We start from the raw sequence: 23,968 nt of genomic DNA, 5'->3' as shown, positions 1-23,968 counted from the left end.
CAAAAGGCCCCTGCCCTCTCAGCCTTCATCGCTGCCCGTCGCGGGCTCGGTGGCGAGCAGGTCGTTGGGGACCTCGAGCTGGCCGGTGGCCTTCCAATATTCCACCAGCCGCGGCACGCCCTGCCCCGCCGGCAAGGCGAGACGGCCGACACCGGGCGGCGCCAGGCCGTGTGCGTCCGGGTCGACCAGCACCGCATAGGCGTCCAGGGGAACCTGCTCGAGCAGCAGCGCCGCCGGCATCACCGCCAGCGAGGTGCCCACCACCAGCAACAGGTCCGCCTCGGCGACGATGTCGCAGGCATCCGCGTAGCGCGGCACCGCCTCGCCGAACCAGACCACGTCCGGGCGTAGCTGGCTGCCCTTGTCGCAGACATCACCCAGGCGAATGCCGCCCCGGCGCAGCGGATAACGCAGCCGCTCATCCACCGTGGAGCGCGCCATCAGGATCTCGCCGTGCAGGTGCAATACGTCCCTGGAACCGGCCCGCTCATGCAGGTCATCGATATTCTGGGTGACGATGCTCACCCGGATGCCGGCCTGCTCCAGCTCAGCCAACGCCCGATGGGCGGCGTTGGGCTCGGCGCGACGCACCTGCTCGCGGCGCTCATTATAGAAGCGCAGCACCCGTTCCGGGTCGCGAGCGAAACCCTCAGGCGTGGCCACCGCCTCGATGGAATGCTCCTCCCAAAGACCATCGCTTGCCCGGAAGGTACGGATGCCGCTCTCCGCGCTGATACCCGCACCCGTCAGCACCACCAGATGGGGCGCACGCTGTTCTTCCATTCACTACCTCTCGCCACTTGGCCGCCAGCCCTCACTTCTCAGGAACCCGCGACCGACTGTGCATATGCTTACCTGTGGCTGACGCTATCACTCCCTCCCCAGCGCGGCCAGACAGCGCCCCGCCCAGTGATGAAGCGCCTGGCAAACTGAACGGTCACCGATTTTGCCGGCGACTGATTGAGCCCTGACGGGAGTAGATCGAGCAAGTGAACACGGTCAGACCTCGGCCTCCAAGTGAAGCTGGGACCGCTGGGAAGACCGCTATTAGCCTAGAACGAATGTTTTGCTAACGCAGATATAACGCCCGCATTTGCGGCTGGTTTGGAGCGCAGCGGAAAACCAGTCCGACAACTTGCGTTTGTTATATTTCATTGAGAAAATCCGGGACATTCGCTGGCTCGATGTCAAAGATGTATTTAATAATGCCTGCTTTTAGGTTCTCCTCAATCCCGCTTCTGAAATCTAAGACACTTGAGATTGCAGCATCATGTTGCATGATGGTGCCTCCAATGAACCTCGTCTTCTCGACCGTGAAAAGAAAGCAACCTAGTTAAAGCCATATGCGCAAACATTCCCGATTCTTGATCAATTGTATTATGCATCACCACGTGAGAATCAGAGTGCGATTCTGTTGTAGTAAGGTCCCAGGAATGGAATAGTTGCTGAGCAATCGGCGACAGGTCTCTTAATTTCTCACTTTCCCCGTTAGTGAAATACACGTCATCTATGACCATGTGCCAATTTTCTTGTAGCCCTTCATCTGTTTCGATAGATCCAATAAGCTTTTCTTTCTTGAAGCTAATATGGACACCCGAATTAACTTGCGGAGTGTATGAGAAGTCGCCAAGAAATTTACTCATTAAACTATTTCGCATAGCGTCATTGAAATTGAGATTGAAATTTTTATTAGCTTTTGAAAAAACGTCTAAATCTACCAGACTCCAAACCCCATACTTTCGCCAAGCAATTAAAACGGGCAGCCTTAACAATTGACCACAAGCCCTTAACTTAGATACATAATCAGGCCTGAGAGACAATACATTTTTCTCACAAGACTTAACTTCAATTAAAACGGAAGTATTTCCTGCGCCACGCACGTTAAAGTTTGCCAGTAAATCTGGAACCTGAAAAGCATCTTTAGAAGTGGTTGGATACTGCTGCTGATCTAATTTATGGACTAAATCACATTGGCCGAGCCAGCCGCAGATAATCGAAAACTCGTCTTCTAATGGAAGACCTATATTAAGTCTATGTACTCTATCAGCGATACTGTTAGCGTCAGCCGACCAGCCTAGCTGCTCTAGTGATTCATGAATAAGTCTCTCTAAATCTGACGGTTTATCTTTCAAACTGGCTCCCTATGCGCTTGAAATATAACGCCGCCATCACGCGCTTGTCGCGTGGATGACATTGTTATCCCCCAATACGGCTTCGAATAGCCCTCGAAACCCTGCTTTTTCTATCTTGGTCGCTGTTAGCAGCTCTTCCTTCTCAATCCATCTCTTTAGTATTCCCGTCACAACAGCATCATCAGGAGACCATGTGCCACCTTGCTGCATAATCTCTACATACCTTGTATTCCAAACTAAAGATCCACTGAATCCAGGGGGAAGAGGCGCGCCTTTCTGCTCATCTCCCAGATCCTCAATCAGTCCAGTGGGGTATAAGATATGAAATTCATGATCGGGGTAATCCGGTGCTGCAACCCCCTCGGGCTCCTGAGACGTGTATGGAGTGCCTTTTGTCATCAACATTCCATAAAGAGACTTAGATCTTTCGTCGGAGAAGCCGATAAAAAAGAGCAATTCACGATCGACAGGCTCATCTCTATTCGCAAAGCGTTCATACGGTATCGCAGATGATGCCTTTCCCTCATTCTTCCAAGCAGAAGGAGAAACTCTCACCGCTGCGCTGTCTGATGGTGACGTTAATATTCCAAAGGGCTTATTGATGCCTACTACTGACGCCGGCTCATCATCAATAGTTGAATTTTTGAGATGAAGCCCTCCTCGTCTCCCCTTTAGCTCAGATAAAACGTGGGCATTCGTAACAGCAAAAACATTATCTTTGTATTCGACGTATGCGCCACTTCCAACCAACACCCCCCAGTTTTCCTCCTCTTCAGCGGATATAGGAGTGAGGTAGCGGGATACCTCGTTCGCCATTGAGCGTGCAACACCCTTAACTATGTCGTTCCATTCTTCCATGTTCATTTGATCATTTTTCCGGATAACGACCAAGCTCACCGGCGGCAATGGAGCGCAGCGGAATTGCCGTCCGGTGCAGCGCCTTGTTATGCCTTTTGTTCATCTAATGCTGCTCTCTTGTAATGAAGAACCCCATCGGTTTCTTGCTCGCATTCCATGCCGGCATGCTCAGCAATTCGGGCTGAGGCAATATTTCCAGTTTTTACTTCTGCTCGGATTGGTTCTGAGATTTGGTTGGCCAACACAGCAACCATCCGTTTTGCCAGTCCTCGGCCTCTTGCTCTTGGAGATACCGTCCACGACAGCTCCCATACACTATCTGAAAAATCAGCTCGAACTGTACCAACAGGGTCACCATCTTCTTCAGCTACATACAGCCTTCGATCTGGGTTGCTAAGTGTCCGTGTTAACCATGAAATGTGATCATCTCTCAGGACTTCAGCTGTGTTGTGGCTGGCTTTTCTTGTTTCTGGGTCATTGCGCCATTCCAAGAGCATATCTGCATCTTTCATGGTGGCCGGTCTTAGTGTGATTGCTTCATTCATATGGTCTCCTTCTTGAGGCATAACAGGTATTAGGTAGCACGCGAGTTTTCCCACTTGAACGAGCGTGCGCATTCAATTTTCTTATACCGCCACACCAACCCATTGATTTTTATGTGCATTTTCGTTGACGTGGCTATATAACACCAATAAACGCGCATGCTGTCTTTGTCGGGAGGGCCGCTTTGGCTCGATAGCAGCCGTCACGCCGCCCACGTTCGGCCTTTCATGCCCCGCTCCACATCGGCCCTATCACCAAACGAGACGTACGGGGCACCGCCCTTTAAGGGACAGTGGGTCGCGGTCACGACGCGAGTCAGCAGGTTCATCCGCACACGCCGCGGGGAAGGTACTGCGCGGCGGGTAGACGCGACCACTGGCGAGACTAATGCCGACGAGCAGGCGGTCGCCCCCCGCAGCCGATGCTTGTTCGGGCGCAGGTCGATGCGGGATGCGGAGCAAGCCGTTGCCATATGGAGTTCCCTGCGTATGGGCGATGTCATTATGCAGTCTTGGTTATTAAGTACTCAGCCTAACACCGAGGCATGATTTTCTCCTGCGCTGGGTCAACGCTTGGGCATGATGCCGTGATCGCGAATCAGGTATGCCTTGGCGTCGACAACGAAAGCGCTGGCTGTTGCAGTAGGCAAGCCGTCGAACATCTGGCCTGACAACCGTGCAGGATCCGCCCGGCGGATGACATCCCCGCGCCAAGCGGCGACAATGGGCGCCCTTTTTCGGTCGCAGTCGTTTCATGTCCACACCGCTTCCTATCCTCTATCAGGACGATGCCCTGGTCGTTATCGCCAAGCCTTCGGGGCTGCTGGTGCATCGCACCGCGCTCGCTCGCGGCGAGACGCGCTTCGCGCTGCAGCTGCTGCGCGACCAGCTGGGTCGCCATGTCTATCCGGTGCACCGCCTGGACCGGCCGACCTCCGGGGTGCTGGTGTTCGCGTTGTCTTCCGAGGTCGCGCGTACCCTCGGCGAGGCCTTCGCCGAGCAGCGGGTCAGCAAGCGTTATCTGGCGGTGGTACGCGGCCACGGCCCCGAGGCCGAGTGCATCGACTATGCGCTGCGCGAGGAAGATGGCCGCCGACCCAAGGCGGAGATGCCGGCGATGGAGGCGGCCACCGAGGTGCGGCGCCTGGACAGCGTCGAACTGCCGGTGCGGGTCGACCGTTACCCCAGCGCGCGTTATTCGCTGATGGAGGCGCGGCCACTGACCGGGCGCCGCCACCAGATCCGCCGTCACCTTTCGCGGCGCGGCTATCCGATCATCGGCGATGCCAGGCACGGCAAGGGCAACCATAACCGCTTCTTCAGCGAGAACCTGGACACCCACCGGCTCTTGTTGGCGGCGGTGGAGCTGAGCTTCGAGCATCCCGTGCTCGGCGAACGCCTGACCGTCAGCGCCGGCCTGGAGGACGACATGACTCAGCTATTCGAACGCTTCGGCTGGAGCGCCCACCTGCCCCGCCATGGCCACCGCTTCGACAAGGCCGATACCGCAACGTCAACGACTCAAGCAGCGATGCCGACGCCATGACCGACACCGACCCGACTCTTGCTGATGCCGACTACGACTTCCGCTTCGGCGGCATTCGGCGCCTCTATGGCCAGCGCGCCGCCGCCCACTTCCGCCACGCCCATGTGGTGGTGGTCGGCGTCGGTGGCGTGGGTAGCTGGACGGTGGAAGCCCTGGCCCGCTCCGGCATCGGCAAGCTGACGCTGATCGATCTCGACGATGTCTGCGTGTCCAACGTCAACCGCCAGCTACATGCGCTGGACGGCACTATCGGCCGGCCCAAGGTCGAGGTGCTGGCCGAGCGCTGCCGGGCGATCTCGCCGGGTATCGAGGTGGTCGCCGACACGGCCTTCGTCACCCCGACCAACCTGGCCGAGCGCATTCCCGCCGACGCCGATCATGTGGTCGATGCCATCGACAGCGTGATCGCCAAGGCAGCGCTGATCGCCTGGTGCAAGCGACGCAAGCTGGGCCTGACCGTGACCGGCGCCGCCGGCGGCCAGCTCGACCCGACCCGCATCCGCATCGCCGATTTGACTCGCACCGAGCATGACCCGCTGCTTGCCAAGGTGCGCGCCCGGCTGCGCCGCGACTACGGCTTCTCGCGCAATCCCAAGCGTCGCTTCAGCGTCGAGTGTGTGTATTCCGACGAACAGCTGGCCTATCCCGGCGCCGACGGCGAGGTCTGCCACACCAAGCCATCCGACGGCGAGAGCACCCGCCTGGATTGCGCCAGTGGTTTCGGCGCCGCCACCTTCGTTACCGGCGCCTTCGGCTTCGCCGCCGCCGCCCGGGTAATGGCGCGGCTGGCGCGCCAGGCCACTCGTGACGCGGCAAGCCCCTCGGCAGGCACCACAAGCCCAGATCAAGACACTGCCCAAGCCACTGCCCACGCCACGGCCACATCCATCGAGGAATCTTCCGATGATCGCGAATGAATCCCCGCGCCCGGTACCGGGCATCTACGTCCACTACAAGGGCGCCCGCTACGAGGTAATGGGCGTGGCCCAGCACAGCGAGACCGAGGAAGCGCTGGTGATCTACCGGGCGCTCTACGGCGACTACGGCCTGTGGGTTCGGCCGCTTGCGATGTTCTGCGAGAGCGTCGAGGTGCAGGGCGAGCCGGTGCCGCGCTTCGCGCTGGAGAAGGCCTTCGACTGAAAACGGCCCGAACCGCCAGCCGTCTTCCCGCTCAAAGAACCAAAGCAAAGCACCAAACGCAAAGAACCAAACGCAAAGAACCAAACGCAAAGAAGGCGCCCTTGGGGCGCCTTCTTTGATTCAGCCAGCCATCTAGCCGATGGCTTCAGGCTGTCTGCATCTGCTTCTGCAGGTAATTCTGGATGCCTACCGCGTCGATCAGACCAAGCTCGGTCTCGAGGTGATCGATGTGCTCCTCCTCGTCGTCGAGGATCTTCTGGAACAGATCGCGGCTGGTGTAATCACGCACCTGCTCGCAATGGGCGATGGCGTCCTTGAGATCGGCGTGGGCCTTGTGCTCGAGCTTGAGATCGCACTCGAGCATTTCGCGGGTGTTCTCGCCGATCATCAGCTTGCCGTAGTCCTGCAGGTTGGGCAGGCCCTCGAGGAAGAGGATGCGCTCGATCAGGGTATCGGCGTGCTTCATCTCCTCGATGGATTCCTCGTACTCCCACTTGCCCAGCGCCGCCAGGCCCCAGTCCTGATACATCTTGGCATGCAGGTAGTACTGGTTGATGGCCACCAGCTCGTTGCCGAGCACGGTATTGAGGTACTGGATGACCTTGGCATCACCTTTCATTGCCACTCTCCCGAAGTCGGGTTCGCCAAGGGCCGGCGAACGCTGAATCATTGGGCCAGCCTCGGCGGCCCCGCAAAGCGCAAAGTATCCCCTAGCAAAGACAGAAAGTCGAATCAGGACAAGATGTTAAAAAGGAATGACTGACAGCTGAGAAGGCGATGCGAACGCAGGCGGAAACGTCTTGCAGCGATGATAGGGTGCCGAAGCGACGTCAAATCGCCTCAGACAGCATAGGCCAGATCGGCCGACAGCATTTCCTCGGTGATGGCCTCACGCGTGATGGTCTTGGCCATGCAGGCGCACTTGCCGCACTGGGTCGCACACTCGGTGCGCTCGCGCACCTCGCGCCAGCTGCGGGCGCCATCGCTGACGGCATTGCGGATCGTCCGGTCGGATACGCCCTTGCAAAGACACACGTACATCACATCACCTCGCTATCGGCACTAAAATGAATGTAAATGATTCGCATAGGGAATTGCAAGACGTTGCCAGCCACAAAATCGATGGCCTGCTCCGAGACCTTCCAGAACGTGGTCTGAGCGCCTGCTGGCGGGGCCGCTAGGCCTGCTTGCCGGGCTCGTTTTTGCCGGGCTTATTCTTTCCAGACTTCGGCACCACCACCACCCGCGAGCCCGAGACGATATCCGACCAGCCGCGTCGTTCGCCGTCGATGAGCACCCACCAATACCCCAGGCCCAGTACTGCAAAGGATATGCCCGCGACGAGAAAGCGCATCAGGCACTGAGGCAGCGTCAGCGAGAGGCCTTCCGGCGTCTCGACGCGCAGCCGCCAGGCCTGCATGCCAAGCGTCATGCCACCGCGCATCCAGAAGAAGGCGAAGAAGGCGAAGGTGGCCACAAACAGCAGGCTGTGGAACAGCGGCGAGGTGTTGGCCTCGCCGCCGTTGATGGCCACGGCCACGAAGCCCAGCAGCATCCAGATCGCCATCAGGATCAGGGCATCATAGATCATCGCACCGAGGCGGCGGCCCAGGCCCGCAGGCCAGGTCTGATCGAGGTCGGCAAAGCGTTTGCGCATGGGCACTCCTGACAAGGCGCCTGACAAATAGAGGCTCTAGGAACACGGGATACCTGGCAAGCAGGGGCGGCTTGCCAGGATGCGCGGGCAAGCCGCTCGGCCGTAGCAGGTCTAGCCGCTGCGTCGCAGCATATACAGCCCCAGCACTGCGCATATCAGCGTCGGCCCCAGCACCGCCCAGACCGGCGAGAAGCCGAACACCGTGGAGGCCGGCGCCAGCAGGTCCTGTAGGTACTTGAAGGAAAGCCCGGTGATGACCCCGTAGAAGACTCGCGTTCCCGCAGCCACGCTACGCAACGGGCCGAACACGAACGAGGCGGCGATCAGCACCAGTGAACCTAGCGTCAGCGGCAGCAGCAGTTTCTGCCAAAAATACAGCAGCGGCTGGGTGGCCTGCTGGCCCTGACTCTCGAGATAGCGGGCGTAGGCCCACAGCTCGCTGGGCGCCTGACTATCGACATCGCGCAGCAGACGGTTGAGCTGCGCGGGGGTCAGGTCGGTCTGCCACTGCAGACGCGCATGGCGCTCGACCTCGGTACGATCCTCGAAGAAGCGGGTGATATCGACATTCTTGAGTACCCAGTGATCCTCTTCCCAGACGGCCTGGGAGGCATGCGTCGCCGCCATCAGCTCGCGGTTGTCGAAGCGATAGCGCGTCAGGTCGAGCACGGTGTCATCGGAGCGGATGGCACCAAAGCGATAGACGCTGTCGCCCTCACGCTGCCAGCCGCCCCGTTCGGTCACCAGGGCACCCTCGCCCTGCGCCTGTTCAAGGCGCCAGGCAGCGGCGAACTGCTCGGTGCGCGGACTGACGAACTCGGCGATCACCAACAGGACCAGCACGATCAGGATCACCGGCTTCATCACCCCCCACAGAATGCGGGTCAGCGAGCGCCCGGCGGCCCGCATCACGGTCAGCTCATTGCTGGTGGCCATGCTGCCAAGCCCGATCAGCGAGCCAATCAGCACGCCTACCGGGGCATACTGATAGAAGCGATAGGGCAACCGGATGATCAGGTAGATCAGCACGTCGAAGGCGCCGTAACCGCCTTCGACGTCGCCCAGATCATTGATGTAGGTGATGACCAGGTCGAGGCCCAGCAGCACCACCTGCACCACGAGAATCGCCGCCAGCACGTTGCGGGCGATGTAACGGTCGAGACGATCGAGCAGCATCAGTTCACCCCCGCCAGCCGCGAGCGGCGCAACAGCCACAGACCAACGATCAGGAATGTCAGGTGAATCGGCCACATGCCCACGGTCATCGGCAGGCTGCCCTGGGCGATGGCATCCTTGGCGGTGAGCAACAGGCTCAGGTAGGCGATATGCAGGAAGATTGCCGGCAGCAGCTTGCCGAAGCGGCCCTGACGCGGATTGACCTTCGACAGCGGCTGGGCGATCAGGGTCAGCACCAGCACCATCAGCGGCATCGACAGCCGCCACTGCAGCTGCGCCATGGCCGGCGGCGTGCCGCGCTCCAGTAGCTCAGGCGTGCTGGCGAGCTCGGGGTCATCAGCGGCGCGCGGCGCCCGATCCGGCGACAGGCGCACCGCATAGGTCTCGAAGGCCAGCCGTTCGGCCACCGGATTACCGGGATCAACGCTATAGCGCAGACCGTCACTGAGCACCAGGAAGCGACTGTCGGTTTCCTCGTCGCGGGTCTGATAGCCCTCGGCCGCTCGCGTCACCACGTTGCTGGGCGTGCCGTCACTGCGCCGCTGACGCTCGCTGATGAACACCTCCTGCATACGGGTCTGGTCCTGATTGAAGGACTCGGTGTAGGCGGTACGGCCATTGCCGAAGTCCTGAAAACGTCCCGGTGCCAGGGCGCCGAAGTCGAGCCGGCTCTTCTGCTCTTCGATCAGCGTCTCGTTGTGATCGGCGCCGCTCGGCGTCAGCCACAGGCTGCACACGCCCACCATCACCGCCACCAGGGCCGCCGGCAGCAGGCTGATCGTCAGCAGCCGGTTGGGGCTCATGCCGCAGGCCACCAGCACGGTGATTTCACTATTGAGATAGAGCTGCCCATAGGCCAACAGAATGCCGAGGAAGAAGGCCAGCGGCAGAATCAGCTCCAGGAAACCCGGCAGGTGATACATCATCAGGGTGCCGAGGATGCTGGCCGGAATCTCGCCATCGGCGGCATTGGTGAAGTAGCGAATGAAGCGACTGCCCATGATCACCAGCAGCAACACCCCGGCCACTGCGGCCATGGTCTGCAGGATCTCGCGGGTCAGGTAACGAAAAATGATCAAGACGGTCTCCCGTGTCTCCCGGCAGGCCGCATCGACTGGCGACACTTGCCCTGTGCTGGTGCCGGCTTCCCGTTCAGCGTGGCGGGGTGTCCTGGTGTCGCGCCCCATGCAATGCGCCACTGCATTGCGTACACTGGGATATCGGTCACGGCGCACCCCGCCGTGCCGGCATTATCCAGAATCCCCCTTCGCTTGTCTTGTGGAGACGCCATGGAATTCCCTGTTCAGACGGCCAACCCCGCCAAGGTCGAAACGGCCTGCCTCGCCCTTCCGGTGTTCAAGGACGGCGACCTGCTGCCGGCGGCCGCCAAGCTAAACGATGCCAGCGAGCGCCTGATCGGCCAGCTGATCGAGCGCGGCGACTTCAGCGCCGATCTTGGCAAGGTGCAGATGATTCCCTTCGCTCCCGGCCTCAATGCCGACCGGCTGCTGCTGGTAGGCCTCGGCGAGCGCGACAAGTGCAACGAAGGCAGCTTCCGCAAGGCGCTGGACGCCACCTTTGCGGCCCTGTCGGAGCTGCCGGCCAGTGAAGCCAGTGTCGCCCTGACCGACGTGCCGGTGCCGCATCGCGATACCCAGTGGAAGGCACGCATGATCAGCGAGGCCGCCAGCCGCAGCGTCTACCGCTTCACCGAGTTCAAGTCTTCCCCCGCCCCGGCTCCGCGCCTTGAGCAGGTGACCCTGCTGGTCAGCGAGAGCGACGACGCAGACAAGGCCAAGGAAGGCGCTCGTATCGGCGCCGCCATCGGCGAAGGCATGAACTATACCCGCACCCTGGGCAACCTGCCGGGCAATATCTGCACGCCGCGCTATCTCGCCGGCCAGGCCGAGCAACTGGCCGCGGAGTCCAAGGGCGCGCTGACCGCCGAGATTCTCGACGAAGAGGCCCTGGAAGCGCTGGGCGCCCATTCGCTGCTCTCAGTCGGTCGCGGCAGCGAAGAGCCCTCAAGGCTGATCGTCATGAAGTACCAGGGCGCCGACGACCCGGACGAGGCCCCTCACGTGCTGGTCGGCAAGGGCATCACCTTCGATGCCGGCGGCATCTCGCTGAAGCCCGGTGCCGGCATGGACGAGATGAAGTTCGACATGTGCGGTGCGGCCAGCGTGTTCGGCACCGTCAAGTCGACGCTTGCCATCAAGCCCAAGATCAACCTGGTGGCGATCGTTGCCTCCGCCGAGAACATGCCCGACGGCCGTGCCACCAAGCCCGGCGATATCGTCAAGACCTTGAAGGGGCTGACGGTCGAGGTGCTCAACACCGATGCCGAGGGCCGCCTGGTGCTGTGCGACGCACTCACCTATGCCGAGCGCTTCGAACCGGCCAGCGTGCTCGACATCGCCACCCTGACCGGTGCCGTGATCATCGGGCTTGGCCACCACGCCACTGGCCTCTTGTCCAACGACGACGATCTGGCGCTCGACGTGCTGGACGCCGGTGAGACCGCCTGGGACCGGGCCTGGCACCTGCCGCTGTGGGACGAGTATCAGGAGCAGCTCGATTCCAACTTCGCCGACCTGGCCAACATCGGCGGTCGTCCGGCGGGCACCATCACCGCCGGCTGCTTCCTGTCGCGCTTCGCGGACAAGTACCCCTGGGCGCATCTGGACATCGCCGGCACCGCCTGGGATTCCGGCAAGCAGAAAGGGGCCAGCGGCCGCCCGGTGGGCCTGCTGACTCAGTACCTGCTCGACCGCGAGACCGAACTGGTCGAGGCCATCGCCAGCAACGACTGAGGCTTCGCATCGCCCAAGCGGCGTGCTAGCGTTTAGGCATCGCGGGCCGGGATCTCCCGGCCCGCTGCCTTATGTCATGGAACCCCGTTCCTCGAACACGATCAGGCCCCGCGTGCCTACTGCTGCTATGGAGACCCTCCTGTGACCCCTTCAGGCTTCGACGTTCGGCCGACTGCCCACCCCACGGCCCCTCAGATCCGCGACACCATCCTCGAGAGCCCCGGGTTCGGTCAGTACTTCTCCGACCACATGGCCCACGTGCGCTGGACAGAAAGCGCAGGCTGGCACGGCAATGAAGTGCGCCCCTACGGCCCGCTGACCCTGGACCCGGCCGCCGCCGTGCTGCACTACGCCCAGGAAATTTTCGAAGGCATCAAGGCCTACCGCCATGCCGACGGCTCGGTGTGGACCTTCCGCCCGGAGAAGAACGCCGAGCGCTTCCGTCGCAGTGCGCGCCGCCTGGCGCTGCCGGAGCTCGACGACGAGACCTTCATCGGCTCGCTGAAGGCCCTGCTAGCGCTGGACAGCGACTGGGTGCCAACGCCGGCCCATGAGGGCGAGGAATCAAGCCTCTACCTGCGGCCCTTCATGATCGCCAGCGAAAGCTTCCTCGGCGTTCGCCCCTCCAAGGAGGTCGACTACTACGTGATCGCCTCGCCGGCGGCCGCCTACTTCAAGGGCGGCGTGGCGCCGGTGTCGATCTGGCTGTCCTCGCACTACAAGCGCGCCGCCCCCGGCGGTACCGGCTTTGCCAAGTGCGGCGGCAACTATGCCGCCTCGCTGGCCGCCCAGAAGGAAGCCGCCAGCCATGAGTGCAGCCAGGTAGCCTTCCTCGACGCCATCGAGAACAAGTGGATCGAAGAGCTCGGCGGCATGAACCTGTTCTTCGTCTACAAGGACGGTCGCATCGTCACGCCGCGCCTCACCGACACCATCCTCGAGGGCGTGACCCGCGACTCCATCCTCGAGATGGCCGCCGACGAGGGCCTGACCCCGCAAGAGCGTGCCATCAGTATCGACGAGTGGCGCGAGGGCGCGGCCTCCGGCGAGATCACCGAGGTCTTCGCCTGCGGCACCGCCGCGGTAATCACCCCGGTGGGCGAGCTGGTTACCGAGGACGACACCATCCGTCTGGCCGGCGACAACGGCAACCCGATCGCCAAGCGCCTGCGCAGCCAGCTGCTCGACCTGCAATACGGTCGTCGCGAAGATACGCGCGGCTGGATGACCCGCCTGGCTTGAGCCTCAGCCACCACCCTCTCGAGGCCCAGGTGCCGATTGAGGGTGGAGGTCTGTCCGGCGGCAGGACCCGGTGAGAGCTCCGTGAGGGCGCGGTAAACCCGTCCCTGGGCGCTACTTTTGCCATCCATGGCAAAAGACCCTCACTCTGCCCTGACCCCGCGCCCGCCTCGCCGCCCAGGCAGCTCCTTTACCTCCCAAGACTCCGAGATAAAATGCCGACGAGCGAAGGCCTGACAAGGCAAAAATCGGCGACAAATCGGCAGGACAGCCGATTTGGACAGCTCGGCTGCTCACCGAGCGAGCGACAGGGATGTCGCGAGTCAAAGGCGGAGTTTACAGGTTGTTAAATGAGTATCTTGACCGAGCTCGCGTGCGAGCCGATTTTTAACGCCGTATGGCCAAGCGCAGTCCGTTTTAGACGGAGTCTCATGACCCAGATCGATTTCTACATCCTCCCCGACACCACCCTCGATGCCCGGCTCGGCTTCGCCTGCCGGCTCGCCGAGACCATTCATCGCAAGGGCTTCCGACTGCACCTGCACGCCGAGGACGAAGCCATGGCCAAGCTCATCGACGAGCGGCTGTGGACCTTCAAGCCCGAGAGCTACCTGCCCCATGCGCTGATTGGCAGCGAGATGGCGGCCACAGTGCCGGTGACCATCGGCTGGCAGGGCCCGCCGGACCCGTCCCGGGAAATGGACCCGGACATGGCGATGCTCAACCTGCACCCGGAGATTCCCGAGTGGTTCTCGCGTTTTTCCCGGGTCGCCGAGATCATCAACCAGCACCAGGATGTGCTCACCGCCAAGCGCGAGTGCTGGCGCACCTACAAGCAGCGCGGCTATCCGGTTACCCCCCACCACCTGCCTGCCCAGGGCAGCTGACAGCGCCCGTACACACCAAGCCGGCCGCCGAGGCGTGACCGCACGTATTTGGCACTGAGGTCGCACTGCACTGAAGTCGCAGCGGCACGCAGCTTGACCCGCCGACGGTCATGACGCGAGAGGCCCGGCAGGCTATAATCGTGCCCATTTTTCGCGCTTTCCACGCCGATCGAAATCGGTCCGGCGTCGCTCCTCATTTCAGGCAGCACTTCTTCAGGCAGAGTTTGCAATGGACAAGACCTACCAACCCGAACAGATCGAAACCCGCTGGTATCAGCGCTGGGAAGCCGACAACCGCTTCGCGCCCTCCGGTGAGGGTCAGCCCTTCTCGATCATGATTCCGCCGCCCAACGTGACCGGCAGCCTGCACATGGGGCACGCCTTCCAGGACACAATCATGGACACCCTGGTCCGCTGGCGGCGCATGCAGGGCAACAACACCCTGTGGCAGGTAGGCACCGATCACGCCGGCATCGCCACGCAGATGCTGGTCGAGCGCAAGCTTGCCGCCGAGACCGGTCAGACCCGTCACGACCTGGGCCGCGAAGACTTCACCAACAAGATCTGGGAGTGGAAGCAGGAGTCCGGCGGCCACATCACCCGCCAGCTGCGCCGCATGGGCGCCAGCGTCGACTGGAGCCGCGAGCGCTTCACCATGGACGACGGCTTCTACAAGGCGGTCCAGGAAGTCTTCGTGCGCCTCTATGAAGAGGACCTGGTGTACCGCGGCAAGCGGCTGGTCAACTGGGATCCGACCCTGCACACCGCGATCTCGGATCTCGAGGTCGAGAACCGCGAGCAGCAGGGCCAGTTCTGGCACTTCCGCTACCCGCTCGCCGACGGCGTGACCACCGATGACGGCCGCGACCACCTGATCGTTGCCACCACCCGCCCCGAGACCCTGCTCGGCGACACCGGCGTGGCGGTCAACCCCAAGGACCCGCGTTTCGCCTCGCTGGTCGGCAAGTTCATTACGCTTCCGCTGGTGGGCCGGCGTATCCCCATCGTCGCCGACGAGCACGCCGACATAGACAAGGGCTCGGGCTGCGTGAAGATCACCCCGGCCCATGACTTCAACGACTACGAGGTCGGCAAGCGCCAGGGACATCTGCTGATCAACGTGATGACCCAGGACGCCAAGATCCGCGATCGCGCCGAGATCTTCGACCTGCAGGGCCGCCCGCAGCCTGACGAAGACGCCAGCCTGCCGGCCGCCTACGCCGGACTCGACCGCTTCAAGGCCCGCGAGGCGCTGGTCGCCGACATGGACGCCGCAGGTCTGCTCGAGAAGGTCGAGGCCGTTACCAACACCCTGCCCTACGGCGACCGCTCGGGCGATGTCATCGAGCCGCTGCTCACCGATCAGTGGTTCGTCGCCGTCGAGGAGTTGGCCAAGCCAGCCATCGCCGCCGTCGAGAATGGCGACATCGAGTTCGTGCCCAAGAACTACGAGAACATGTACTTCGCCTGGATGCGCGACCTGCAGGACTGGTGCATCTCTCGCCAGCTGTGGTGGGGCCACCGCATTCCGGCCTGGTACGACGCAGACGGCCGCGTCTACGTCGGTCGCACCGAAGCCGAGGTGCGCGAAAAGCATGGCCTTTCCGCCGACCTGAGCCTTACCCAGGACGAGGACGTGCTGGACACCTGGTTCAGCTCCGGGCTGTGGACCTTCGGCACCCTCGGCTGGCCCGAGCAAACGCCGGAACTGGCGACCTTCCACCCGTCGAGCGTATTGGTCACCGGCTTTGACATCATCTTCTTCTGGGTCGCCCGGATGATCATGATGACGCTCAAGTTCACCGGCGAGGTGCCCTTCCAAAAGGTCTACGTCCACGGCCTGGTGCGAGATGCCCAGGGCCAGAAGATGTCCAAGTCCAAGGGCAACGTGCTCGACCCCATCGACCTGATCGACGGCATCAGCCTCGACGATCTGGTCGAGAAGCGCACCGGCAACATGATGCAGCCGCAGAAGGCCAAGGCGATCGCCAAGGCCACCCGCGACGAGTTCAGTGAAGGCATCGAGCCCCACGGCACCGACGCGCTGCGCTTCACCTTCCTGTCACAGGCCACCACCGGTCGCGACATCAAGTTCGACATGGGCCGCCTGGATGGCTATCGCAACTTCTGCAACAAGCTGTGGAACGCCTCGCGCTACGTGCTGATGAACGCCGAGGACCAGGACACGGGGCTCGACCCTCACGCCGAGATCGAGCTGTCGCTGGCCGACCGCTTCATCATCTCGCGTCTGCAGCAGACCGAAGCCCAGGTCACCAAGGCGCTGGAGGAGTTCCGCTTCGACCACGCCTCCCAGGCGCTCTACGACTTCGTCTGGAACGAGTACTGCGACTGGTACCTGGAACTCTCCAAGCCGGTAATGTGGGACGAAGCCGCCAGTGATGCCGCCAAGCGCGGCACCCGCCGCACCCTGGTGCGGGTCCTGGAAGCCATCCTGCGCCTGGCGCACCCGATGATGCCCTACATCTCCGAGGAGATCTGGCAAAGGGTCGCCCCGCTGGCCGGCATCGACACCGCTGCCTCGCCCTCGATCATGACCCAGCCCTGGCCACAGGCCGAGCAGGCGAAGATCGACGAGCAGGCGACTCGCGATATCGAGTGGCTGAAGGGTGTGATCGTCGCCGTGCGCAACATCCGCGCCGAGATGAATATCGCGCCGGGCAAGGCCCTCGAGGTGCTGCTGACCAAGGGCTCCGCCTTCGACCGGGAGCGTCTGGAGGCCAACCGGCCCTTCCTTGCCAAGCTCGCCAAGCTCGAAAGCGTGACCTGGCTCGACGACCCGGCCACCGCCCCGCTATGCGCCACTCAGCTGGTCGGCGAGATGGAAGTGCTGGTACCGATGGCCGACCTGATCGACAAGGACGTGGAGCTCGCGCGGCTCAGTAAGGAGATCGAGAAGCAGGACAAGCTGATCCTCGGCACCGAGAAGAAGCTCGGCAACGAGAGCTTCACCGCCAAGGCCCCTGAAGCCGTGGTGCAGAAGGAGCGCGACAAGCTGGCCGACTTCAAGGCCGCCCGCGCCCTGCTCGCCGAGCAGCGCGACAAGATCGCCGCGCTTTGAGTGCTTGATGCCACCCGGGGCCGTGGCTGAACAATCGGCCCCGGTGCCGGTCGGGACTTAGGCCTTACGGTGACACCCTCACCAACGACAACGCCGCCCCTAGGGCGGCGTTGTCGTGTCCGATCACCTGACAGGAGATCGCATGGCGCCGTGCTGTCAGGTCGTCACTGTCAGTTGGCGCGCTTGAAGCCGCCCAGCACTCGGCTATCGCGGCCAAACAGCACCAATCGGTCATGGTCGATCAGGTAACGGTAGGCGCCGTTAAGCATAGCGTCGACTCGCTGCGCATCGTTACCGTTGGCGCACGCCATTCGCGTCGAGGCGAGATTTTCGACGCTGAAGCGATTGCCGCTCTCAAGGCTCAGCGCACCGCTGATGCGGTTGCAGCCATTGCTGCCCACCAGGCGCAGCTGGCCGCCCTGGCGCACCACTTCGAAATAGGGGGTGTCGGGGTGCGTCCAGCGCTCACTGGTTCCCAGCAGCAGCAGATTCCAGCGCGGCCCTACCACCGGTGAAGCAGCGGTCGTCTCCGCACTGCCCTGATCGTAAGTCGGTGCGGGGGCACTGCTGCAGCCCGCCAGCAGTCCTGCCAGCACGACTGCCATCAACCATCCCTTGCGCATCCTGGCTCCTTTTTAGTCGTTCGCCGAGTCGTTGATTAACGAGTCGTATTACATTGTGCGACCGTCGCGGTCGCGTCACAGGGACTCTTGTATACTGGTCGCGACTGCCTCGCAAGGCGCCATCTGAACGAATCCGAGCGCGCGATGCAAAAGCACGACTCGCAAGGAACGACCGACACACCACAAGGAGAGACATCATGCTGCAAGCCCTGCATAACGACGCCCTCGGCAAGCTGATCCTGCGCATCGCCGTCGGCGGCCTGATCCTGCTGCACGGCTTCGCCAAGCTGACCCACCCTGAAACCATGAGCTGGATCAGCGGCCTGCTCGATGGCTACGGGCTGCCGCGCTTCCTGGCCTATGGCGTACTGATCGGTGAGATCGTCGCCCCGGTGATGGCCATCGTCGGCTGGCAGACCCGCTTGGCCGGTCTGCTGATGACCGGCAACATGCTGGTGGCTTTCGTACTGGTGCACACCGGTGAGCTGTTTGAACTGAGCGGCAGCGGTGGCTGGGCGCTGGAGCTGCAGGGGCTCTTCCTTGCCGGCAGCCTGGCGCTGATCTTCCTTGGCAGTGGGCGCATGGCCATGCGCCCTGACTGAGGACAACCAGGCCGGTCGCGACCTTACCAGCTGCCGGTGTTTTCCATCGATGCCCAGGGCTCCTTCGGCGCCAGCGCATCGCCGGCCTGCAGGAGCTCGACGGAGATGCCATCGGGGCTCTTCACGAACGCCATGTGGCCGTCGCGGGGCGGACGATTGATGGTGACGCCGCCCGCCTGCAGGTGCTCGCACAGGGCATAGATGTCATCGACACGATAGGCCAGATGGCCGAAGTTTCGCCCGCCGGTATATTCCTCCGGGTCCCAGTTGTGGGTCAGCTCGATCATCGGCGCACGATCCTCATGAGCGCGGGTCTCATCGCCCGGGGCGGCCAGGAACACCAGCGTGAAGCGGCCCTTCTCGCTGTCCTTGCGGCTGATCTCGGTGAGGCCGAGCAGGTCGCAGTAGAAATGCAGGGAAGCATCAAGGTCGCTGACCCGGACCATGGTGTGAAGATATTGCATCGGTACCTCTCCTGATAATGCATGAACGAATGGATGGATGAGTGAATGAACGAGTGCGTTAAAGAAGGAAACACGCAATGCCATGATGCGTGGAACGAACACTGATCGCGAGGATCATTAAGGTGCGTATCATAAGACGATGGCGCCCCTGACGCGACGACAGGCTCATGGAGTCGAGCCGCAGGACCACGAGTTTACGTACGAAGAGGAGCACCCTTGGCTGACTATTGCGACCTGGCGCCCGGGCATCCGTTCCACGGCCCCTACCATGACCACGATTACGGCTTTCCGGTCGAAGACGACGCCACTCTGTTCGAGCGGCTGGTGCTTGAGATCAACCAGGCCGGGCTTTCATGGCTGACCGTGCTCAAGAAGCGCGAGGCCTTCTTCGAGGCCTTCCGGGGCTTCGACGTCGATCGGGTCGCGGCCTTCGATGACGATGACAAAGCGCGGCTCTTGAGCGATGCCCGCATCATTCGCAATCGCCTGAAGGTCGATGCCGCCATCCACAATGCCCGGGTGGTCCAGCAACTCAGGCAGGAACACGGCAGCTTCCATGGCTGGCTCGAAGCTCACCACCCACGGCCTCACGGCGACTGGGTGAAGCTCTTCAAGCGCACTTTCCGCTTCACCGGCCCGGAGATCGTCAATGAGTTTCTGATGAGCACCGGCTACCTGCCCGGCGCCCACCGGGACGACTGCCCGGTACAGGCCCGCGTGCTGGCGGCAGCCCCGCCCTGGGCGCGCTGAGCGCCCTCTTTCCTCAACATGCTATTCACAGCCCCCTCACAGGCTATCCACAGACTCGCTGCGAGGTGTCTGGAATGGACTCCATTCGCGGCACCCGGGAGGCGCTCGGTCAGCTGGCCCGCCGCGCCCTCAACCAGGGGACCCTATGCTTGGGTGACTACGTGTCCCAGCGTCTGACAGTCGAGGCGCGAAGCTGTTGAGGGGTGGCTGAAACCGCTGCTGGCATCGCTGGCGACGCCCCAGGCTCACCGCGATGGCCTCTCACACAAACAGCACGGCCCCGGTATCCGGGGCCGTGCTGTTGTATCGCCAATATATCGCTGGCCCTTCGAGGCGACTCAATGCGCCTCTGGACGAGCCTTTACAGGCGCTCGAGGTAGCCGTCGATAGCCTGACGCGCCTCTTTCATGGTCTCGGCGGCGTGCTTGTCGCCCATCGCCAGACCCTCGGCGAACACCATATCGACGTCAGAGATGCCCATCAGACCAAGCATCGACTTGATATGCGGGGTCTGGGAATCCATCTCGGTGCCGGCATACTGACCGCCACGAGTGGTCAGCACCAGGGCACGCTTGCCCTCGACCAGACCCTGTGGGCCGCTTTCGGTGTAGCGGAAGGTCTGGCCGGCACGCAGAATGCGGTCGAACCATGCCTTGAGCTGTGACGGTATGCCCAGGTTATAGAGCGGTGCCGCCAGTACCAGCACGTCGTGATCGAGCATCTCCTGGATCAGCGAGTCGGAGCGCTCAGCGAGCCCCGCCTGCTGGTCGCTGCGCTCGGCGGGATCCACACCCCAGCTGGACAGCTCATTGATGTCCAGGTGCGGAAGCTCGTCCTTGATCAGGTCACGTTCGGTGACCGTGACGTCATCGCGCCCCTCGAGGCCTTTTATGAGATGGCCGGTCAGCGCGCGAGACTGGCTGTTCTCGCCGAGAATGGAAGACGTTACGACAAGTACCTTGGTGGACGGCGCGGTCATGGACATCTCCTTGGAAAAATAGGTGTTGATTAATGAATCCTATTTTAGGTGCATGCCATGACATGAAAAGCGCAAAAATACGCGCCTTCCATGCGATAAAATAGAAAGAAGCCCCGATAAACCGAGGCTGAAGGCGTATCAGGGCGCGATACCCTGACCGCAGCCGCGATAGGTCTTGCCATCGACATCGAGCGTCACCCGCACCGGGAAGGGCTCGCCGCTCATGCTGTCGAAGCAGGCCCGCGCCTCGAGCTCCAGGTTAAAGGGCGTGTCGGCGCGACCGCTGGCCAGCGTCACCCGGCCCCGCTCGTTGTCCAGCGAGGTAACCCGGTATGGCGACTCGATCTCGCGCTCGCCGTTGTCGAGCATCAGCGACAGGTGCGGCGCATCGTGATCCAGACGCACCGTCCAGCCAGGCTCATTGCCACGGCCATGGAACATCACCCCGGGACGCTGGGCGCGAGTCAATGCCGCCCGGGTCTGATCCCGCTGGCATTCGAGCCGCCCACGATCACTCTCGACCATCGCCTCGCCGCCCTTCTCCCAAAAGCTCAGGTCGTTCTTCACGTAGCGACTACCGGACGCAACCACCGCTGGCGTCAGCCGATAGGCATCGTAGGCCGACCACAGCCGCAGCTCGCCTTGCGGAAACGCCGTGACCAGATCCTGAGCGGGCGTGCAGCGCCAGGCCTCGAAGCGCTCGGCCTCGCCGGCGAAGAAGGCCGACGGCATGAGCGGTGCTTTGGTTGAATCCTGCTTATCGACGTCGGCGGGGGTGCTGACATCACTGACGATAGGGGCCGAACTATCGGGCTGGGGAGCACCGGCACAGCCCGCCAGCAGCACGCTCAGGCCGAGCGCGGCCACCCGCAGGGGTGACGATACGCTGTCGGTTGAAGGGTGGGCAGAGACGGCGGCGCCGCAAGACGCCGTACGAGACAACAGGGGCATGCAACCTCCTTGTCGGTGGAAGAATCCTGGCCGATTGAAGAATCCTGGTCGGCGAGAGTGCCTGATGTGCCCAAGCATAACAGGGGCCAGCGCCCTTGGCGCCGGCCCCTGAAGGGGTTTTGCCTGCCATCGCGTCTTAGCCGTGGCGGCGGCGCAGCACCCGGGCCGCCTCGACCATGTGGGTGAGTGCCGGTTCGACCTCGGCCCAGCCGCGGGTCTTGAGGCCGCAGTCCGGGTTCACCCAAAGCCGCTCGGCAGGAATCCTGTCGAGCGCTTTCTCCATCAGCGCGACCATCCAGTTGACCTCGGGAATGTTCGGGGTGTGGATATCATAGACCCCCGGCCCGATCTCGTTGGGATAAGCGAACTCCTGGAAGGCATCCAGCAGCTCCATGTCCGAACGCGAGGTTTCGATGGTGATGACGTCGGCATCCAGCGCAGCGATTGCGCCGATGATGTCGTTGAACTCCGAGTAACACATGTGGGTGTGGATCTGGGTCTCGTCACGCACCCCGGCCGCCGAAAGCTTGAAGGCATTCACCGCCCAGTCGAGATAGCCCTGCCAGTCGCCCTGGCGCAGCGGCAGCCCCTCGCGCAGCGCCGGCTCGTCGATCTGGATCACGGCAATGCCGGCGGCTTCCAGATCCGTGACCTCGTCACGCAGCGCCAGCGCGATCTGCCGGCAGGTGGTGGCCCGCGGCTGGTCGTCGCGCACGAAGGACCACTGCAGGATGGTTACCGGCCCGGTCAGCATGCCCTTCATCGGCTTGTCGGTGAGCGACTGGGCATATTCGCTCCAGCGCACCGTCATCGCCGTCGGACGAGTGATGTCGCCGAAGATCACTGGCGGCTTGACGCAGCGCGACCCATAGCTCTGCACCCAGCCGAAGCGCGAGAAGGCCACGCCGTCGAGCTGCTCACCGAAGTACTCGACCATATCGTTGCGCTCGGCCTCACCGTGCACCGGCACATCCAGGCCCAGCGACGCCTGGCGGTCGACGACGTGAGCGATTTCCTCGCGCATGCGGGCTTCATAGGCCTCGCGAGTGATCTCACCGGCCTTGAAGGCACGCCGCGTAGCGCGAATGTCGCCAGTCTGCGGGAAGGACCCGATGGTGGTGGTAGGAAATAGCGGCAGTTGCAGGCGCCGTGCCTGCTGAGGCGCCCGTTCCGGGTAGGCGCTGGCCCGCTCGGCATCGGAGGCCGTGGTGGCGGCGAGGCGCGCGGAAACGTCCGGGCGGTGGATGCGCGTCGAGGCGCGCCGGGCCTCCAGGGCCTCGCTGGCCTCTGCCAGCCGCACCCGGTCCTGCTCGGTCGCACGCTGGTCCACCAGGCGCGAAAGACTCACCACCTCGTCGAGCTTCTGGCGGGCAAAGGCCAGCCAACCGCGCAGCTCCGGGTCCAGGGTCGCGCCCTCGCCGGCCTCCCGGGCAAGATCCACCGGCACGTGCAGCAATGAACAACTCGGCGCCAGCCACAGCCGTTCGCCGAGGCGAAGCCGTGCTTCGCCGAGCCGCTCACGCAGCAGGGCGAGATCAGCACGCCAGATGTTACGACCGTCGATGGCGCCGACCGACAGCACCTTGTAGCTCGGCAGATTGTCGAGCACCGTGGTGAGCTGCTCGGGCGCGCGCACGGTATCGATATGCAGGCCATCCACCGGCAGCCCCGCCGCCAGGCGCAGATTGTCGCCCAGGGCGCCGAAGTAGGTCGCCAGCAGCAGTTTGACCGGGGCACTGGCGAGCTGGTTATAGGCGGCCTCATAGGCCTCTTTCCACTCCTGGGGCAGATCCTGGACCAGCGCGGGCTCATCCAGCTGCACCCATTCCACCCCCAGGTCGGCGAGACGCGACAGCACCTGACCATAGACGGGCAGAACGGCCTCCAGCAGCTCGAGGCGCGAGAAGTCTTCGCGACCGCCCTTCTCCTTGCCGAGCCACAGCCAGGTCAGCGGGCCGGTCAAGGTAACCTTGACCCGATGCCCGGCGGCCTTGGCCTCCTCGACCTCGTCGAATAGGCGTTCGCTTGAGAGCCGGAAGGTCTGGCCCTCGTGCAGCTCCGGGACCAGATAGTGATAGTTGGTATCGAAGTATTTGGTCATCTCGCAGGCGGCGGCCGGCGTGCCGCTGGGGGCGCGGCCGCGGGCCATGCGAAAATAGGTGTCCAGGTCGGCCGAAGCCGAGTCGTCTTGCTCGCTGAAGCGCTTGGGCACCGCACCGAGCAACGCCGAGACGTTGAGCACTTGATCGTAGAAGGCGAAGTCGCCAACGGTGATGAGGTCGAGACCGGCGGCCTGTTGATCTTGCCAGTGGCGAGCGCGCAGCGCGCGGCCCTCGGCTTCCAGCGCCGCCTGATCGATGTCGCCCTTCCAGTAGGCTTCGGTGGCTTTCTTCAGTTCGCGATCGGCACCGATGCGCGGATAGCCGAGAATGTGAGCCAGCGTCATGGTTATTCCTTTGCGTAATTAAGAGATACACTTGGCAATGAATTCGCCATAAGCGATGGAGGCAGTTTCGCTGGCCGCCGAGAG

Annotated in this window: 24 protein-coding genes; 10 read left to right on the top strand and 14 right to left on the bottom strand. The window is 62.6% G+C overall.

The window, feature by feature from the left end; genetic code table 11:
* Window positions 1-18: 18 nt before the first annotated feature.
* The 4 genes from BCL93_RS09760 to BCL93_RS09745 form a co-directional block, all read right to left on the bottom strand.
* Entirely contained in the window at window positions 19-783 is a 765-nt protein-coding gene (locus BCL93_RS09760) for an SIR2 family NAD-dependent protein deacylase (RefSeq protein ID WP_112055093.1), read from the bottom strand.
* A 485-nt stretch (window positions 784-1,268) separates the two neighbouring features.
* Window positions 1,269-2,132 carry a hypothetical protein gene (locus BCL93_RS09755; RefSeq protein ID WP_220086262.1) on the bottom strand — a complete coding sequence of 288 codons (864 nt, stop codon included), beginning with the start codon at window positions 2,130-2,132 and terminating at the stop codon, window positions 1,269-1,271.
* 36 nt (window positions 2,133-2,168) lie between these two features.
* Window positions 2,169-2,996 (bottom strand): trypsin-like peptidase domain-containing protein, encoded by an 828-nt coding sequence (locus tag BCL93_RS17115; RefSeq protein ID WP_146742482.1) that lies wholly within the window; start codon window positions 2,994-2,996, stop codon window positions 2,169-2,171.
* A gap of 80 nt (window positions 2,997-3,076) precedes the next feature.
* A complete protein-coding gene (locus BCL93_RS09745) occupies window positions 3,077-3,535 on the bottom strand; it encodes a GNAT family N-acetyltransferase (protein ID WP_112055091.1) in 459 nt (152 codons plus the stop codon).
* A 751-nt stretch (window positions 3,536-4,286) separates the two neighbouring features.
* Between BCL93_RS09745 and BCL93_RS09740 the strand changes: the two genes are divergently transcribed.
* From BCL93_RS09740 to BCL93_RS09730, 3 genes are read left to right on the top strand one after another with little or no spacing between them, the layout of a single operon-like run.
* Window positions 4,287-5,078 carry a pseudouridine synthase gene (locus BCL93_RS09740; protein WP_112055090.1) on the top strand — a complete coding sequence of 264 codons (792 nt, stop codon included), beginning with the start codon at window positions 4,287-4,289 and terminating at the stop codon, window positions 5,076-5,078.
* Complete coding sequence (gene tcdA / locus BCL93_RS09735; RefSeq protein ID WP_112055089.1) at window positions 5,075-5,995, top strand: tRNA cyclic N6-threonylcarbamoyladenosine(37) synthase TcdA; 921 nt, start codon at window positions 5,075-5,077, stop codon at window positions 5,993-5,995. The genes BCL93_RS09740 and tcdA overlap by 4 nt, the downstream gene beginning before the upstream one ends.
* Entirely contained in the window at window positions 5,982-6,218 is a 237-nt protein-coding gene (locus BCL93_RS09730) for a DUF1653 domain-containing protein (protein WP_112055088.1), read from the top strand. Before tcdA ends, BCL93_RS09730 begins: the two co-directional genes overlap by 14 nt.
* A 145-nt stretch (window positions 6,219-6,363) precedes the next feature.
* On the opposite strand, the gene bfr is transcribed toward BCL93_RS09730, so the two are convergent.
* The 5 genes from bfr to lptF all read right to left on the bottom strand — a co-directional run bounded on the left by bfr (window position 6,364) and on the right by lptF (window position 10,130).
* Entirely contained in the window at window positions 6,364-6,837 is a 474-nt protein-coding gene (gene bfr, locus BCL93_RS09725) for a bacterioferritin (RefSeq protein WP_112055087.1), read from the bottom strand.
* A 221-nt stretch (window positions 6,838-7,058) separates the two neighbouring features.
* Window positions 7,059-7,259: a bacterioferritin-associated ferredoxin gene (locus BCL93_RS09720; protein WP_112055086.1), complete on the bottom strand. Its 201-nt coding sequence runs from the start codon at window positions 7,257-7,259 to the stop codon at window positions 7,059-7,061.
* A 136-nt stretch (window positions 7,260-7,395) separates the two neighbouring features.
* Window positions 7,396-7,875, bottom strand: coding sequence for an RDD family protein (locus tag BCL93_RS09715; protein WP_112055085.1), 480 nt, complete (start codon window positions 7,873-7,875; stop codon window positions 7,396-7,398).
* Between the two features lie 111 nt (window positions 7,876-7,986).
* Window positions 7,987-9,051, bottom strand: coding sequence for an LPS export ABC transporter permease LptG (gene lptG, locus BCL93_RS09710; protein ID WP_112055084.1), 1,065 nt, complete (start codon window positions 9,049-9,051; stop codon window positions 7,987-7,989).
* Window positions 9,051-10,130, bottom strand: a complete 1,080-nt coding sequence (lptF, locus tag BCL93_RS09705; protein ID WP_112055083.1) for an LPS export ABC transporter permease LptF — start codon at window positions 10,128-10,130, stop codon at window positions 9,051-9,053. Before lptF ends, lptG begins: the two co-directional genes overlap by 1 nt.
* Before the next feature lie 210 nt (window positions 10,131-10,340).
* On the opposite strand from lptF, the gene BCL93_RS09700 reads away from it, so the two are divergent.
* From BCL93_RS09700 to BCL93_RS09685, 4 genes are all read left to right on the top strand, one after another.
* On the top strand, window positions 10,341-11,864 hold the full coding sequence (locus BCL93_RS09700) for a leucyl aminopeptidase (RefSeq protein ID WP_112055082.1): 1,524 nt from the start codon (window positions 10,341-10,343) through the stop codon (window positions 11,862-11,864).
* Between the two features lie 141 nt (window positions 11,865-12,005).
* Complete coding sequence (locus BCL93_RS09695; RefSeq protein WP_112055081.1) at window positions 12,006-13,106, top strand: branched-chain amino acid aminotransferase; 1,101 nt, start codon at window positions 12,006-12,008, stop codon at window positions 13,104-13,106.
* Between the two features lie 428 nt (window positions 13,107-13,534).
* Window positions 13,535-13,990, top strand: a complete 456-nt coding sequence (locus BCL93_RS09690; RefSeq protein WP_112055080.1) for a DNA polymerase III subunit chi — start codon at window positions 13,535-13,537, stop codon at window positions 13,988-13,990.
* A 229-nt stretch (window positions 13,991-14,219) separates the two neighbouring features.
* Complete coding sequence (locus BCL93_RS09685) at window positions 14,220-17,069, top strand: valine--tRNA ligase (RefSeq protein ID WP_112055079.1); 2,850 nt, start codon at window positions 14,220-14,222, stop codon at window positions 17,067-17,069.
* 170 nt (window positions 17,070-17,239) lie between these two features.
* On the opposite strand, the gene BCL93_RS09680 is transcribed toward BCL93_RS09685, so the two are convergent.
* Window positions 17,240-17,692, bottom strand: a complete 453-nt coding sequence (locus BCL93_RS09680) for an META domain-containing protein (RefSeq protein ID WP_112055078.1) — start codon at window positions 17,690-17,692, stop codon at window positions 17,240-17,242.
* Window positions 17,693-17,889: 197 nt separating this feature from the next.
* Here BCL93_RS09680 and BCL93_RS09675 point away from each other — a divergent pair, with 197 nt between their 5' ends.
* Window positions 17,890-18,294 (top strand): DoxX family protein, encoded by a 405-nt coding sequence (locus BCL93_RS09675; protein ID WP_112055077.1) that lies wholly within the window; start codon window positions 17,890-17,892, stop codon window positions 18,292-18,294.
* A 23-nt stretch (window positions 18,295-18,317) separates the two neighbouring features.
* Here the strand turns inward: BCL93_RS09675 and gloA are convergent, their stop codons facing one another.
* A complete protein-coding gene (gene gloA / locus BCL93_RS09670) occupies window positions 18,318-18,758 on the bottom strand; it encodes a lactoylglutathione lyase (RefSeq protein WP_112055076.1) in 441 nt (146 codons plus the stop codon).
* Window positions 18,759-18,974: 216 nt separating this feature from the next.
* On the opposite strand from gloA, the gene BCL93_RS09665 reads away from it, so the two are divergent.
* A complete protein-coding gene (locus BCL93_RS09665; protein ID WP_112055075.1) occupies window positions 18,975-19,508 on the top strand; it encodes a DNA-3-methyladenine glycosylase I in 534 nt (177 codons plus the stop codon).
* A gap of 74 nt (window positions 19,509-19,582) precedes the next feature.
* On the top strand, window positions 19,583-19,708 hold the full coding sequence (locus BCL93_RS17475) for a hypothetical protein (RefSeq protein ID WP_258396297.1): 126 nt from the start codon (window positions 19,583-19,585) through the stop codon (window positions 19,706-19,708).
* A gap of 161 nt (window positions 19,709-19,869) precedes the next feature.
* Here the strand turns inward: BCL93_RS17475 and BCL93_RS09660 are convergent, their stop codons facing one another.
* The 3 genes from BCL93_RS09660 to metE all read right to left on the bottom strand — a co-directional run bounded on the left by BCL93_RS09660 (window position 19,870) and on the right by metE (window position 23,884).
* Window positions 19,870-20,487 carry an FMN-dependent NADH-azoreductase gene (locus BCL93_RS09660; RefSeq protein ID WP_112055074.1) on the bottom strand — a complete coding sequence of 206 codons (618 nt, stop codon included), beginning with the start codon at window positions 20,485-20,487 and terminating at the stop codon, window positions 19,870-19,872.
* Between the two features lie 138 nt (window positions 20,488-20,625).
* Complete coding sequence (locus tag BCL93_RS09655) at window positions 20,626-21,438, bottom strand: MliC family protein (protein WP_112055073.1); 813 nt, start codon at window positions 21,436-21,438, stop codon at window positions 20,626-20,628.
* Window positions 21,439-21,574: 136 nt separating this feature from the next.
* Window positions 21,575-23,884 (bottom strand): 5-methyltetrahydropteroyltriglutamate--homocysteine S-methyltransferase, encoded by a 2,310-nt coding sequence (metE, locus tag BCL93_RS09650; RefSeq protein ID WP_112055072.1) that lies wholly within the window; start codon window positions 23,882-23,884, stop codon window positions 21,575-21,577.
* Window positions 23,885-23,968 lie beyond the last annotated feature (84 nt).

It is taken from the genome of Onishia taeanensis (genome assembly GCF_003268885.1).
Classification (GTDB): domain Bacteria; phylum Pseudomonadota; class Gammaproteobacteria; order Pseudomonadales; family Halomonadaceae; genus Onishia; species Onishia taeanensis_A.
Note: the sequence above shows the minus strand (reverse complement) of the source record. Positions and strands in the feature narration are given on the sequence as shown.